The organism is Clostridium sp., assembly GCF_021443865.1.
Lineage (GTDB): Bacteria > Bacillota > Clostridia > Clostridiales > Clostridiaceae > Clostridium.
In genome coordinates, this window is the sequence record NZ_JABUTB010000055.1 from 1 (window position 1) to 13,638 (window position 13,638).

Consider the following 13,638-nt stretch of genomic DNA (forward strand, 5'->3'; position numbering starts at 1 on the left):
CATGCCGCATAATGAAGAGTCTTTTTTCCTATTGTCTACTTGACAGGGTCAAGTTTAGATATGGAGTCCATTATTATAAATCTATTTAACACAGAAGTCATAACTAATGTGTATGTTCCCCAGCACCGCTGCGCTCTATGAACTTCATAACCTCTTGTGAGTCCTGTGCTTTGTCTAACATTTCATAGAACTTTTTATCATTTAATAATTCCACAAACTCTGACATAGCACATAAATGTGTTTCGTTATCTATAGCACTGAGACTGAATATATATTTTACTGGGTCATTCTCCTTATTACCAAAACAAACTGGTTTTTTTAGTGTACCGATTCCCATGGCTAGGCCTAGTGCTCCTGCCTGTGAATTGATATGTGACAAAGCCACATGTTTGGTAATAACAACATATGGTCCTACTATATTTATACTGGCTATAGTTTCTTCAACATAGTTAGATGTGATGAAACCTTCTTTAACCATAGGCTCATAAGCTTTTCTCACCGCGTCCTCCCAGTCACTTGCTTCTATGCCGAGGCTGATAATTGAAGGCCTAACTATGTCTACAAGATGTAATTTCTTGCAGTCCTCATTTTTAATAGTATGAGTCTTTGAAAAATATGTAAGTAGTTCATTATATAGTGAATTTTCCTCTCTGATGTCTGTATACTTTGATATAATGCTCATAACCATGTCTACATTTGGTTGCTTTAATGATTTACAACCAATCTGAAGATATACCTCACGCATAACCTGATAGCGTTCTGTAATACTCATTATTGGACGTACATTAATCACCGGTATATCAGTTTTAATACTATTTGATATATAGTTAGTTGCAAATATTATATCTACATGCTCAGATATTTTATCTAAATTCACAGAGTCCATTGGAGATAAGAAATGTAATTCTGGGAACAGCTTGGTCAGCTCGTTATATAGGATAAAGGAGGTTCCTATTCCATTGGAACAGACAACTAAGGCTGTTTTTTGCTTTTCAATTTCACGTTCCTTCCTGCCAGAGGTATAGATAACAGCAAAGTGCATTGTTAAGTAGGCAATCTCTTCCGGTGGAATCTCACCTCCGAAAATAACATTGAATGGCTTCATGGTCTCTTCTACAAGCTGATACATCTCTTTGTATTCTTCCTTAACTTTTTCACATAATGGGTTATAAATGGGTAGCTTAAAAGTCAGCCGATAATAGGCTGGCCTAAAATGTGAGTAAAGCTGAATGAATATTTTTTCAGTATCACTGTAACGTACACCACTTAGCCACTCAAAACGTGCCATGATTTTACCTATAATATCAGAAATTAAAATACAGTCCTTGGTTTCTTCATTAATGTCTCCAAAAGAAATACCAAGAATCCAAGAGGCTATATAATTTATATCTGCAGATCTGATATTCTCCGTATCCTTATAGTTTTTTAGCAAATCCAGTGTAAATTCATATTCTTTCATAGACATCATTACACTGCTATCAATCAATTGTTCAATTTCATCTGCTGCATTTTCTCCACTCTGCATACGTGCTTTTAGAAAAATAAATATATAAATAAATTCCACTAGACGCTCTTCAATAAAGCGGATATGATGTTTCCTAGAAAGCTCAGTAATAACTAATGAAGCTCTGTTAAAGTTGTCCAGATTATAGTCATCAATAAAAATATCAAATACTTTTCTACTGACATCCTCAGTCAAAGCATAGTTTACATATTTCATCATTATACGACGAATTTGCATTTCTGAGCCAATTAGGAAATACCCTCTTCTCCTGTTGTTTTTTACCTCAATACCCTCTTCTTCTAGGTACTGTACTAGCTCCTTAAAGTCTAGAAGCACCGTGGAACGGCTCATAGATAGAGAATCCGTAAAGTGATTTAGACAAAGATACTCCCTATTCAAAAACATCATCAAATACATATAAATCAATCGTTCTTTTTTGCTTAAGTAATACTGCTCTTCTAGTTCACTGCATGATAGAAGCCTGTTAATTGCTTCAGCTGTTTTTTGGTCAATTAATATCCCTTTTGCATAAGTAGAATCTATGGTTATCAAAGGAACCCCTTCACTTTTTAACAGCATATTAAGTTTGTCAATTCGATAGGTAGCTTGTCTTCTAGTAACATTGATTCCTACTTCGATATCTTTAAGAGTAAGATATGTCTTTTTTAATAAGAACTGCATCAATATTAATATATCATTATCCATAAAACCCCTCTTCTTTTACCTTTCATTACAATTCAAGGATATATCAACCATTACATAAAACCGACAGATACGTTATAATTTTCTCATAAAATTATAACTCAATTCATACCTGAAATTATTTCTTCTTTCTTGTTTCATCGATAATAGTTTTGATTTTTCTTGCATTTTCAGCTATATTTTCTTTGGTACCCTTAGTTAAAAGTCCCCCAAATCCACAACATTCCACACCACGAGTAACATAGTCGCTTAAATTGTCTAGATTTATTCCACCACTTGCAAGTATTGGCATGAATGGTATTGGCGTCTTGAAGATGGATATCAGCTTGGGACCATAGAAATCAGATATTGGAAATGCCTTTATAAAAGCGGCTCCATACTCTAAGCCTTCTACAGCCTCTGTAATGGAAGTACATCCTGGAGCATAAGGAATCTGGTATCTGTTACATATAATAGCCACTTCCTTTTTTAGTGTTGGTGCAATTATAAACTGTGCACCATTAAGGATAGCATGCCTTGCAGTTTCTGAATCTAGAACGGTTCCAGCACCAACAATAAGCTTATCTCCAAACTCTTCCTTTAATGCCTTAATAACATCTGCTGCATTTGGCAAAGTATAGCTGATTTCCATACAGTCAATTCCACCAGCTAGCAGTCCTTCTGCTATTTCGATACCTCTTTGGATGGTCTCCACTCGAACTATAGCCATGGCACCGGTATCTACAATACGTTTTGTAATTACTACTTTTTGCATAATACACCTCTTATATTCTTATAATCTCTTCTGCAATATATTTTATTTCCTAGTTACCTTACTTACTTTTACCTGATGCTTTTCTAAAATCTCTGTAGCTTGCTTTTCAACCTCTTCTAACTTTTTTCTTTTAAAAGGATAGATTACTCCTACATAATCCCACCCAGATGGATGTTTAACATATTTTCCAGAAAAAAAGATTTTTATGCTCTTCCAGTCACTTAAAATCTTCACTTCGTCCACATCTCTATATAAAAATGTTTTATCACCTCCGGGTAAAGAGTGAATAGTCACTTCTTTAGCACCAAAGCTACATACTGTTTTTTTCTTTACTAATCTCATTCCATAACGGCACATGTATTTTACTGAAAACCATATCCCAGTTATTGAAAAAAAAGTAAGCAGGTATCTTCCTCTCATATAGAACTGCACAGATAAAATCATTAGTAAAAGAGAGAGTGCAAAATCTCCTATTGTATATAATAATAGCTTCGTACTATCTTCCTTAATAACATATTCACTCATAATTACCCTCCTTATCTACTTATATAAACCATAGTATTTCAGCATTTCCTTTATTTTTACATCATCCTCTACACTTAGCTCCTGTACCGGCCTTCTGGCAGGTCCAACTTCAGCAACACCAGCTAGCTCACAGGCACGTTTCATAACACTTGGAACTGTTCCTAGCTTAAGCACACCACGTAGTACATCAATGTCCTTCTGTAACTTTTCTGCAGTAGCACTGTCACCTTCCTTTAATGCCTTATCCAAACCAACTAAAATATCAACAATAACGTTACTTGTTCCTGCAACAGCTCCCCTTGCACCTAATCCATATGCATAGGAAATTTTAGAGTCACTACCTACTAACAGCTGCAGACCTTTACGTTTTGAGATATCAGCATAAGCTATTAATCTATCCTCTTCGCCACTAGAATCCTTGATTGCCTCTATGTTCTCAATATCAGCTAGCCTATCAACTAGCTCTGGTGATAGTGGACATCCAGTAGCCTTAGGAATGTTGTAAAGCACTATTGGAATACTTACACTTTCTGCCACTGCCTTATAGTGAGCATACAGATTTTCATCTGTTGGCTTTAAGAAATATGGAGTGATAACAGATAATGCATCAGCACCTAATACCTCCATTCTCTTAGATAAACGGATGGTTTCTCTTGTGGAGCAACATCCTGTTCCTACATATACAGGAACTCTCTTATTTACCACCTCAATAATATACTTGGCAAATTCCACTTTTTCCTCTTCATCAATTACATGAAATTCTCCGTTGCTTCCTAATATAAAAATTCCACTAGCACCATGGTCAATAAGATGGTTAACTAAATCAGCTGCTGCTTCATAGTTTATGCTCTCCTCTGCATCTCTTTTAAACGGCGTTACTATTGGCGTAATGATTCCTTCCATTTTCATTATTATCTTCCTCCTCTCTTATACTTGCTCCAAGTGCTCCACCTGGATGCCACTTAACATACTGATGAGGTTCTAAGCCCTTTTCATTCTGTAGTAGAATACTTAAGCTTTGCAGCATCACTATTTCCGCCATAATGGATGCTCTAGGTGGCTTGTTTAAAGAGTCACCCTCATGTTTTACACCAGCAATCAAGGCTACATCTCCCTTTTTAGCCAACCAGGAACTTTCATTTCCAGTAACAGAAATGATCTTTGCTCCATTTTTCTTTAAGGTTTCCACTGTTGCCTTCAATTCAGATGTTTCACCACTATTGCTGATGGCAATAACTACATCTCCCGGTACTACCTGGCCTGCACTTCCATGTACTGCTTCTGTTCCATTAAGTTCATAGGTTGGTGTTCCTGTGGAAGATAACAAGGAAGCAATATAGCCAGCTACATGTCCTGGTTTTCCAATTCCCGTAATATGTACGCGGTTCTTATTTGCCTCTGCTCTCAAAATCATATTCTTTGCATCTATAAGTGTATCTATATCTATACCATCAGCAAATTCCTTAAGCTCTAAAGATGCAATTTTTAGAAATTCTCTAATTTGTTCATTATCTCTTTTCATGTTTACTCCTTTACTCTAAACTATCATATTCTTCCACTGCTTTTGTTAATGCTGTTCTTAACATTTTTGTATCAATGGCAGATACGAGGATGTTAATATCCTCCTTAAAGTATTTTTGAAGCTCCATGCCCCCAATAATACCAAAAGCCTTATTATATTTTCTGCAGGAATCTGCAACCTTTTTGATCAGCTTTAGCTCCTCTTTGTTCATATCATTATCCGGATTACCTATAGATATGCCTAAATCACAGGGACCAATCACAGCTGCATCAATACCATCAACCTCTAGAATCTCGTCCACATTTTCTACTCCCTTTAAGGTTTCAATCTGAACAATACTGATGGTTCTATGGTTCATATCTTCCATGTTTTTGCCACGGTTTCCACTTGGTCCATAATGGGTATTAGCACCTCCAGAGTAGCTCCTTTTTCCTATTGGCGGATACTTACTCCATTCCACCAACTGCTCTGCCTGTTCCTTGGTTTCAATCATTGGAACCATAATTCCTGCAGCACCAGAATCTAGCATACGAGATACGTCTCTCCTGGCAAGCTGTGGCACTCTTACAATTGAAGAAAATCCCCCTGCATTTCCTAGTACTATCAAATCGTGTAGTTTTTCCTCACTAATTATGCCATGCTCTCCATCATAGAAAATAAAATCCATCCCACAATCCTGCGCCATAATAACCATTGCAGGATGATTAATCACTTTTACAAGCACACCTTTGATTTTACGTTGTGCCATAATATCTTTTAATTCCATATAATACCTCCTACTTAAAAATAGGGACAAGAGTTTACGCTTGTCCCTAACTCTTAACTAATTAAGAGATAAATCTAAAATAATCCTAAAATCCAGTTAATTATTGATCCGATAATGTTGTAGTCAACATTAGGGAATGATGCTCCTGCAATTCCAAGTTGTGCAAAAGCAGGATATAGAATTAGTGGTAAGCCGGTTAAAGCCATACCTACGATGAATGAGCCTATTAAAGCACCCTTCCAACCACCATAAGCATTACCAAATATACCACATGTTCCACCAGAGAAGAAGCATATACCAGCAGCTGGAATCATAATAACACTGCTATCAAATGCTACCATTAATCCCATAGCAGCAAGTCCACCTATAAATGATCCAACAAATCCTATTAATACAGCTGTTGGTGCAAATGGGAATATTGCTGGACAGTCAACAGCAGGCTTAGAATTTGGTATATATTTTTCAGAAATAGCAACGAATGCAGCTGTAATTTCAGCGATGAATTGACGAACACCATAAATTAATACGCTCATACCAGCAGCAAACTGTAATCCTTGTAATAATGGATAAATAAACCAAATATCGTTTCCTGCAGAAGCTTTTACTACATCCATTTTTCCAGTAACTACACAAGCAATTACTGCTACGTAGAATAATACAACCATGAATAAAGCAACTGAGAAGATGAAGTCTCTAAATATTTCGAAGAACTTAGGCATTTTAACATCACTTGCATCTTTATGTTCTTTTCCAGAACCCATTTTGCCTATTAATTTTCCAACATATCCAGAGAATGCATAACCAACGCAGTTAAAGTGTCCCATAGCTAGATTGTCTGCTCCAGTTATCCTGTTCATAAAAGGCTGACATAAGGTAGGTAATGCAGCCCCACATAATCCTAGTAAAGTACCACCAAGAATTACAGTAACTAAGGTTGGCATTCCATTAGCAATAAATACTAATGCGATAACACATGCAAAATATAAAAAGTGTTGTCCAGTTAAGAAAATAGCTTTAAACTTAGTAAATTTAGCAAATAATAAATTCATTACAAATCCAAGGAGCATAACCATTGCCACTTCTGTACCATAGGTATTTAATGCTAAGCCTGTAGCAACCTCAACCTGAGTTGTAACCCCTTCAATTCCAAAGGCTGTGTTAAATAGTTCTGTAAACTTTGTAACAACTGTTGACATTGCACTAGAACCGATATTAAACACCATAAATCCAATTATTGTTTTCATTGTTCCACTAACAACATCAGTTACAGATTTTTTTTGTAGAATAAGTCCTATAAAGGCTATTAATCCCATGATTAATGCCGTATTACGTGATTGTGCTAAAATAGCGTCTAACATTATTTTCTCCTCCTATATTCTTTTTTTTTACTTTCCTTCTTTACTAGCTAAAAATTCTTCCATTTTTGCTTTCATTTCTACTTTGTCCATAATATTGCGAATTCCTAAAGTATATGGAGCCTTATCCTTTAGTTCATTAGATAAGTCATCCATTGTTATAATTAAATCACCATTGAATCCTATTAAAGAATCCAAGTTACCGTGTTCTGTAACGATTGGGAAATTGTTTTCTTTAATAACTTGATCTGCTTTTATCTTTAAAAGCATACTACTTCCCATGCCAGCACGGCAGCAAACTAAAGCCTTGTACATAATTACACCTCCTTTATTTATTATTTATTGATAATATAATTCATAATATCCTCTGTAGATTTAGCAGTATCTAATACCTTGAAAAATTCCTGGTCTTCAATCATACCAGCAAGCTCTGAAAGTGCATTTATATGTTGGTTGTTATCTATAGCACTCAGACAAAAGAGATATTTAACTGGATCGTTGTCCTTGTTTCCAAATTCTACTGGACTAGCTAGTGTAGCAATTCCGATAGCATTCTCTAAAGCACCTTTTTCTGGTCTAGCATGAGGAAATGCGACGTGCTTTGTCAAAACAATATATGGCCCAACCTCCTTCACCCCAGCAATCATATCTTCAACATAAGACTGCTTAATCTTTCCTTCATCTATAAGAGGCTGTGCAGATTGACGCACTGCATCCTCCCAGTCCTTTGCTTCAATATTTAATTTCATCAACTTTTCATTAGTAATATCCTTTAGCAAAACTTCCACCTCCTTCGAATGACAATATTGACTATATATTTACTATATATTTGCTATATATTCACCATATATTGAATATATATTAACTATATATTTACTGTTTATTGACTATATATTAACTATATATTAATAATATAACAATTTTAAATCGTTTTCAACGATGATTGAGTTTAACTTTTGTTCCATAAATGTACATTTATTAAACTTAGAAGTTACATGTATATTTTAGTATCAATTATTTTTTCTAGAAAACACCTCTATAAAGCATACTCAAAGCACTGAGGTAATACATTACATTAATTGATGGTATAAAAAAAGAGCCTATTAGGCTCTCTTAATCCTTCATAAAGTATATTCCTTATTTTGTAAATATTGATTGTATTTTTTTTCCCAATCTATCGCAGTCTTATTATTAATTATTCTAATATCCTCCAAAAAACTTTCTAAAACCCCAACCTTCTCTAACCCCTTCATTAGATGTCTTGGATAACTGACTTTTTTCTTGTAACATTGCTTAGGATCTATAACCATTATCTCTTTATTATTAGTTATATATATGTCTCTACACCTAACATCTATTTTAGTAAATTTAAGCTTTTTAAACTCTGTTAGTAAATTATATAACCCTTCTGAAATTTCATAGCTAAAGCCTTTTTTCTTAATATAACTATCTAATCTATTCCCTTGTATCTTGTCTCTTACAATATAAAACTTCCCCATATTATAAACTCTTGGAAAATACTTAGATTTATTTACCTTTTTTAAAATTTCTCCTTCTTCCTTACAACATTTTGCTTCTTGAAAAATCTTAATAGCTAAATTATTTGGCAGCTCATAAACTATCCCATTATGTCCTTCTCCAAGAAACACAGCATCTTTAAAAAGTTTTTCAGTTTCAATATCAAAATCTGCTGAATAAGAATAGGTTCTAGGCATATTACTCTCCCATAAAAATATTATTATTATATATTATTACTTATTATAATTTATTAGTACTTTTTATAACATTTTTACACTTAATAATGAATTCAGTTTTTCCTTTAAAATTATCTCTCATTTCCCATAAATATTATAGCAAGAGTTCCTGGACCACCATGAGCCCCAATTACTACACCTATAGGATTTATAATAATATCTTTAACCTTATATTCTTCTAATACCATTTTCTTCAACTCTAATGCATCTTCAATACAATCTGCATGGCAAATATATATTATTTGCTTTTCTATATCTTTACCCTTTGCTTTAAGTTGCCCAAATAAGTACTTTAAAGCTTTTTTTCTTCCTTTAATTTTCTCTGTAGGAACTACTTTTCCTTCATTATCAATTTTTAAAGTGGGTTTGATTCCTAATACCCCTCCTACAGTTGCTACTGTTCCTGAAATACGGCCACCTCTTTTTAAGTGTTTTAAATCATCTACTGTTATAACATGAATAATTTTCCTTTTAATAGATTCTAAATAATTTACTATTTCATCTATATCTCTATTATCTTTTATCATTTCAACAGCCTTACATAGTAAAAGGCCTTCCCCTAAAGATGCACTTAAAGAATCTAAAATATATATTTTAGCATCCTCATATTCCTCTAAAACCATATTTTTAGCAGTAATTGCGCTACTTATAGTTCCACTTAAGGCTGATGATACCCCTATATATAAAATAGTTTTTCCTTCACTAACATACTTTGAAAATATATCATAAAATGTTCCTACATTTACTTGAGTAGTTGAAGGCATCGCTCCTTCTCTAACAATTTTATAAAATTCTTTATGAGATAAAGTTTGTCCTAGATCATCTTCTATAAATTCTCCATTTAAGTTAACCAATAATGTTGCCAATGAAATATCGTTTTCTTTAATATAATCTATGGATAAATCACAGGCAGAATCTGTTACTAATTTTATATTCATATAATACAACTCCTATAAATTGCTATTTAAATTTATTGATATTATATCTTCCTTTTTTTTCTTTGTCAAATCATTTGATATTCAAAATATTTTTATCTAAGGAATATTATTTCATCTTTAAACATATATTATATATGCGTTATTTATCCTTAATTTTACAAAAATGTATATTGACAATATTTTATCGAGAGGTTATACTTCAATTACAATATGGCGATAATTCGCTGATTTAATGGAGGATATTATGGCTCGTTTAAAAGGGAAGGTAGCAATAGTTACAGGGGGAAATTCTGGTGTAGGAGCAGCAACTGCATTGTTATTTGCAAAAGAAGGTGCAAAAGTTGTCATTAGTGCTCGTCGTGAAGCTCAATTAATTGATGTTGCTAATAAAATTAAAGAAGCTGGTGGCGAAGTTCTTACAGTAGTAGCAGACATATCAAATACTGATAGTGTTAAAAATTTAATTGCAAAGACAGTTGAGGTTTTTGGTAAGATTGATGTTTTAGTTAATAATGCAGGAGTATTAGAAGAAGGCTTAAAGCCAATAGAATCAGTTCTTGATGATGATATTGATTATATAATCGATACAAATACCAAAGGAACAATATATTGTATTCGTGAAGCTGCAAATGAAATGATGAAAACTGGGAATGGATCTATTATAAATGTAGCATCAATAGCAGGTGTACATGGATGTGGTGGAGCTGCATATGTTTCATCAAAGGCAGCAATTATTGGTGTAACAAAGCATACTGCTTTACGTTTTGCTGGTACAAATATTCGTTGTAATGTTGTATGTCCAGGAACAATTGTCACTCCAATGTTAGCTCAGATGAATCCAGAAAAACTTAATAGAAATATGATGACACAAATGTCTAAACATAGTGATTTAACTGTTAATCCATGTATGCCAGATGATGTTGCAAATATTATTTTATTCTTATCAAGTGATGAATCACGTGCAATTACAGGACAAACATTAATTTCAGATTTCGGTTGCACTTTATAATTTCAAAATTTAAATGTGTATTTAATATAAACATAAAAAAGATGCTGTGATAAAACTCTATCATAGCATCTTTTTTATTTACTCAAATTATAGTAATTAATTATTATGTTATCTATTTTATTGTAAATGATACTATCTGTTGCTTTAATTTATTAGTAAATCCTAAATAAAGTAAACATAAATCCAAGTGTAATATTTTCTATAGATTCATGCCAAAAATTTCCATTTTCTTTTTCATCTAATTTTTTTATATAATCACTCAAACTTTCTTCATTTTGATTGCTTATTTTAAAATCTTTCCCCATACCAATCTCCTTAATAATCTATAAATTAAACAATTATATTTAATTTTTATAATGAATAAATTATAACATAGTTTTAAAACTCTTTTCATATATTTTCCAATAAAAAAAAACGCAGCCTATAGCTGCGTTCTCTATTATCTATTATCTACTACTTTTTAACTATTAAACATTCTCCAGTCATTTCTGCTGGTGCTTCAAGTCCCATTTCATTTAACATAGTAGGTGCTATATCTGCTAGCTTACCTTCTTTTAATTCTCTTCCTTCGGTATTGTTTGATACCCATATAAATGGAACTGGATCAGTTGTATGAGCTGTAAATGGATTTCCTGTTGAGAAGTCTATCATTATTTCTGCATTACCGTGGTCAGCAGTTATGAATAATGTTCCATCCTTTTCTAAAATCTTATCTGCAACTCTTCCTAAGCACTCATCTACAGTTTCTATAGCCTTAACAGCTGCTTCCATAACACCTGTGTGACCAACCATATCTGGGTTAGCATAGTTTAAGATAATCATATCATAAGTATCTGAATCTATTCTCTTAATTAATTCATCAGTTACTTCATAAGCACTCATTTCTGGTTTTAAATCATAAGTTGCAACCTTTGGAGATGATATTAATGCTCTATCTTCTCCTTGGTATTCTTTTTCAACTCCACCATTAAAGAAGAAAGTAACGTGAGCATATTTTTCTGTTTCTGCAATTCTTAATTGATTTAATCCCTTATTTGAAACAAATTCTCCTAAAGTGTTACTTATAGTTTGTGGTCTATATGCAACATTTACACCTTCTAAAGTCTTATCATATTGAGTTAGTGTAACAAATGTTAGGTTTAATCTTTCTCTATTGAATCCAGTAAATTCTTTATCATTAATAGCTCTAGTTATTTCTCTAGCTCTATCTGGTCTAAAGTTAAAGAATATTACAGAGTCACCATTCTTAATCATTCCATTTTGCTCTATAACAGTTGGTAAAACAAACTCATCAGTTTTGTTATCATTATATGATTTTTCCATAGCTTCAGCTGCTGAAGATGCCATTTCACCTTTTCCAAGAACCATAGCATTGTAAGCAAGCTCAACTCTTTCCCATCTGTTATCTCTATCCATAGCATAGTATCTACCTGATACAGTAGCTATTTTACCTACACCAATTTCTTGCATATACTCTTCAAGATCATTTACAAAATATTTTCCTGATGATGGTGGTACATCTCTACCATCCATAAATGCATGAACATAAACATTTTTTAATCCTGCTTCTTTTGCTAATCTTAATAGTCCCTTTAAATGATCTATGTGTGAGTGAACACCACCATCAGATAATAATCCCATTAAGTGAAGTGCAGCATTATTTTTCTTTGCATTATCTATTGCTAAAGTTAATGCTTCATTCTTGAAAAATCCGCCTTCTTCAATTTCCTTAGTTATTCTAGTTAATTCTTGATATATAATTCTTCCAGCACCAATATTTAAGTGTCCTACTTCTGAATTACCCATTTGTCCATCAGGTAATCCAACAAACATACCACTTGCTTGTAATTGTGTGTTTGGATATTGTGTCATTAATTTATTATAATTAGGTTTTTGTGCTGCTTCAACAGCGTTTCCATCTGATTTTGGAGCTATTCCAAATCCGTCTAATATCATTAACATTACAGGTTTCTTCGCCATAATTCCCTCCAAATTTTCTATCTATATTTGAAATTATATTGACAATATTATATAGAATTAAAATCATATATTTTTAAAATTTAATATAAGTTGCTAAAATCCTAGCTTTCCTACATACTTTAAACTAACAATTAATTTAGTTAACTTAAAAATATTTATAACAACTTATTTAATATTATCTTTCTTTAATTTCATATTTATTATACTATATTTAATTTAAATAAACAATAAATGTAACTCTTAGGTAAACCTTTGCATCAAAATATTTTTAATAATAATTATTACCTAATAAAAAGGAGCTGTAGTACAGCTCCTTAATCAATTAGAAATTAACTATTTGAGAGAAATCAGCTGGAACTAAGCTAGCACCGCCAACTAAAGCACCATCTATGTCTGACATAGCCATTTGATCTTTAATTGTGTTTGGCTTAACTGATCCACCGTATTGAATTCTTACTTTATCTGCAACTTCTTTTCCGAACATTTCTGCAACTACATCTCTTATAGCTTTTATTGTTTCATTAGCTTGTTCATTAGTAGCAGTTTTTCCTGTTCCTATAGCCCAGATTGGTTCGTAAGCAATTACAACTTTTTCAGCTAATTCTTTTGATAATCCTTCTAAATCAGCCTTAATTTGAGCTCCAACAACATCATTAGTTGTTCCATTTTCTCTTTGCTCTAAAGATTCTCCACAGCAAAGAATTGGAGTTAAGTTATGAGCAAATGCTGCTTTAACTTTCTTGTTTAAAGCTTCATCAGTTTCATTGAAGTATTCTCTTCTTTCACTATGTCCTAATACAACATAGCTAACTCCCATAGCTTCTAACAT

Annotated in this window: 15 protein-coding genes; 1 reads left to right on the plus strand and 14 read right to left on the minus strand. The window is 32.8% G+C overall.

Going from position 1 to position 13,638, the window contains the following annotated elements:
• Window positions 1–103: 103 nt before the first annotated feature.
• The 11 genes from HUJ77_RS10450 to HUJ77_RS10500 all read right to left on the minus strand — a co-directional run bounded on the left by HUJ77_RS10450 (window position 104) and on the right by HUJ77_RS10500 (window position 9,820).
• On the minus strand, window positions 104–2,209 hold the full coding sequence (locus HUJ77_RS10450; RefSeq protein WP_291708527.1) for a BglG family transcription antiterminator: 2,106 nt from the start codon (window positions 2,207–2,209) through the stop codon (window positions 104–106).
• Between the two features lie 115 nt (window positions 2,210–2,324).
• Complete coding sequence (locus HUJ77_RS10455; RefSeq protein WP_291708528.1) at window positions 2,325–2,960, minus strand: ketohydroxyglutarate aldolase; 636 nt, start codon at window positions 2,958–2,960, stop codon at window positions 2,325–2,327.
• A 42-nt stretch (window positions 2,961–3,002) separates the two neighbouring features.
• On the minus strand, window positions 3,003–3,485 hold the full coding sequence (locus HUJ77_RS10460) for a hypothetical protein (RefSeq protein WP_291708529.1): 483 nt from the start codon (window positions 3,483–3,485) through the stop codon (window positions 3,003–3,005).
• A gap of 15 nt (window positions 3,486–3,500) precedes the next feature.
• Entirely contained in the window at window positions 3,501–4,394 is an 894-nt protein-coding gene (gene dapA / locus HUJ77_RS10465; protein WP_291708530.1) for a 4-hydroxy-tetrahydrodipicolinate synthase, read from the minus strand.
• Window positions 4,351–5,007, minus strand: coding sequence for an SIS domain-containing protein (locus tag HUJ77_RS10470; protein WP_291708531.1), 657 nt, complete (start codon window positions 5,005–5,007; stop codon window positions 4,351–4,353). Before HUJ77_RS10470 ends, dapA begins: the two co-directional genes overlap by 44 nt.
• Window positions 5,008–5,017: 10 nt before the next feature.
• Entirely contained in the window at window positions 5,018–5,773 is a 756-nt protein-coding gene (locus HUJ77_RS10475; protein ID WP_291708532.1) for an aldolase/citrate lyase family protein, read from the minus strand.
• A gap of 74 nt (window positions 5,774–5,847) precedes the next feature.
• Window positions 5,848–7,131: a PTS ascorbate transporter subunit IIC gene (locus tag HUJ77_RS10480; RefSeq protein WP_291708533.1), complete on the minus strand. Its 1,284-nt coding sequence runs from the start codon at window positions 7,129–7,131 to the stop codon at window positions 5,848–5,850.
• Between the two features lie 27 nt (window positions 7,132–7,158).
• Window positions 7,159–7,443 carry a PTS sugar transporter subunit IIB gene (locus tag HUJ77_RS10485; protein WP_291708534.1) on the minus strand — a complete coding sequence of 95 codons (285 nt, stop codon included), beginning with the start codon at window positions 7,441–7,443 and terminating at the stop codon, window positions 7,159–7,161.
• 20 nt (window positions 7,444–7,463) lie between these two features.
• Window positions 7,464–7,916 (minus strand): PTS sugar transporter subunit IIA, encoded by a 453-nt coding sequence (locus HUJ77_RS10490; protein ID WP_291708535.1) that lies wholly within the window; start codon window positions 7,914–7,916, stop codon window positions 7,464–7,466.
• Between the two features lie 333 nt (window positions 7,917–8,249).
• Complete coding sequence (locus tag HUJ77_RS10495) at window positions 8,250–8,843, minus strand: protein kinase (RefSeq protein ID WP_291708536.1); 594 nt, start codon at window positions 8,841–8,843, stop codon at window positions 8,250–8,252.
• Window positions 8,844–8,953: 110 nt separating this feature from the next.
• On the minus strand, window positions 8,954–9,820 hold the full coding sequence (locus HUJ77_RS10500) for a DegV family protein (protein ID WP_291708537.1): 867 nt from the start codon (window positions 9,818–9,820) through the stop codon (window positions 8,954–8,956).
• Window positions 9,821–10,064: 244 nt separating this feature from the next.
• Between HUJ77_RS10500 and HUJ77_RS10505 the strand changes: the two genes are divergently transcribed.
• Window positions 10,065–10,829: an SDR family NAD(P)-dependent oxidoreductase gene (locus HUJ77_RS10505; protein ID WP_291708538.1), complete on the plus strand. Its 765-nt coding sequence runs from the start codon at window positions 10,065–10,067 to the stop codon at window positions 10,827–10,829.
• 152 nt (window positions 10,830–10,981) lie between these two features.
• On the opposite strand, the gene HUJ77_RS10510 is transcribed toward HUJ77_RS10505, so the two are convergent.
• From HUJ77_RS10510 to tpiA, 3 genes are all read right to left on the minus strand, one after another.
• The gene (locus HUJ77_RS10510) at window positions 10,982–11,134 is read right to left on the minus strand and encodes a hypothetical protein (protein WP_291708539.1); all 153 of its coding nucleotides are present in this window, start codon (window positions 11,132–11,134) and stop codon (window positions 10,982–10,984) included.
• 148 nt (window positions 11,135–11,282) lie between these two features.
• Window positions 11,283–12,809, minus strand: coding sequence for a 2,3-bisphosphoglycerate-independent phosphoglycerate mutase (gene gpmI, locus HUJ77_RS10515; protein WP_291708540.1), 1,527 nt, complete (start codon window positions 12,807–12,809; stop codon window positions 11,283–11,285).
• Window positions 12,810–13,131: 322 nt separating this feature from the next.
• A partial coding sequence (gene tpiA / locus HUJ77_RS10520) for a triose-phosphate isomerase (RefSeq protein WP_291708541.1) occupies window positions 13,132–13,638 on the minus strand: 507 nt, incomplete at its 5' end.

Excerpts from the sequence above, each read along its gene's own strand:
- HUJ77_RS10450 (WP_291708527.1), bottom strand. The coding sequence starts at position 2,209 with ATGGATAATGATATATTAATATTGATGCAGTTCTTATTAAAAAAGACA.
- HUJ77_RS10455 (WP_291708528.1), bottom strand. The coding sequence starts at position 2,960 with ATGCAAAAAGTAGTAATTACAAAACGTATTGTAGATACCGGTGCCATG.
- HUJ77_RS10460 (WP_291708529.1), bottom strand. The coding sequence starts at position 3,485 with ATGAGTGAATATGTTATTAAGGAAGATAGTACGAAGCTATTATTATAT.
- dapA (WP_291708530.1), bottom strand. The coding sequence starts at position 4,394 with ATGAAAATGGAAGGAATCATTACGCCAATAGTAACGCCGTTTAAAAGA.
- HUJ77_RS10470 (WP_291708531.1), bottom strand. The coding sequence starts at position 5,007 with ATGAAAAGAGATAATGAACAAATTAGAGAATTTCTAAAAATTGCATCT.
- HUJ77_RS10475 (WP_291708532.1), bottom strand. The coding sequence starts at position 5,773 with ATGGAATTAAAAGATATTATGGCACAACGTAAAATCAAAGGTGTGCTT.
- HUJ77_RS10480 (WP_291708533.1), bottom strand. The coding sequence starts at position 7,131 with ATGTTAGACGCTATTTTAGCACAATCACGTAATACGGCATTAATCATG.
- HUJ77_RS10485 (WP_291708534.1), bottom strand. The coding sequence starts at position 7,443 with ATGTACAAGGCTTTAGTTTGCTGCCGTGCTGGCATGGGAAGTAGTATG.
- HUJ77_RS10495 (WP_291708536.1), bottom strand. The coding sequence starts at position 8,843 with ATGCCTAGAACCTATTCTTATTCAGCAGATTTTGATATTGAAACTGAA.
- HUJ77_RS10500 (WP_291708537.1), bottom strand. The coding sequence starts at position 9,820 with ATGAATATAAAATTAGTAACAGATTCTGCCTGTGATTTATCCATAGAT.
- HUJ77_RS10505 (WP_291708538.1), top strand. The coding sequence starts at position 10,065 with ATGGCTCGTTTAAAAGGGAAGGTAGCAATAGTTACAGGGGGAAATTCT.
- HUJ77_RS10510 (WP_291708539.1), bottom strand. The coding sequence starts at position 11,134 with ATGGGGAAAGATTTTAAAATAAGCAATCAAAATGAAGAAAGTTTGAGT.
- gpmI (WP_291708540.1), bottom strand. The coding sequence starts at position 12,809 with ATGGCGAAGAAACCTGTAATGTTAATGATATTAGACGGATTTGGAATA.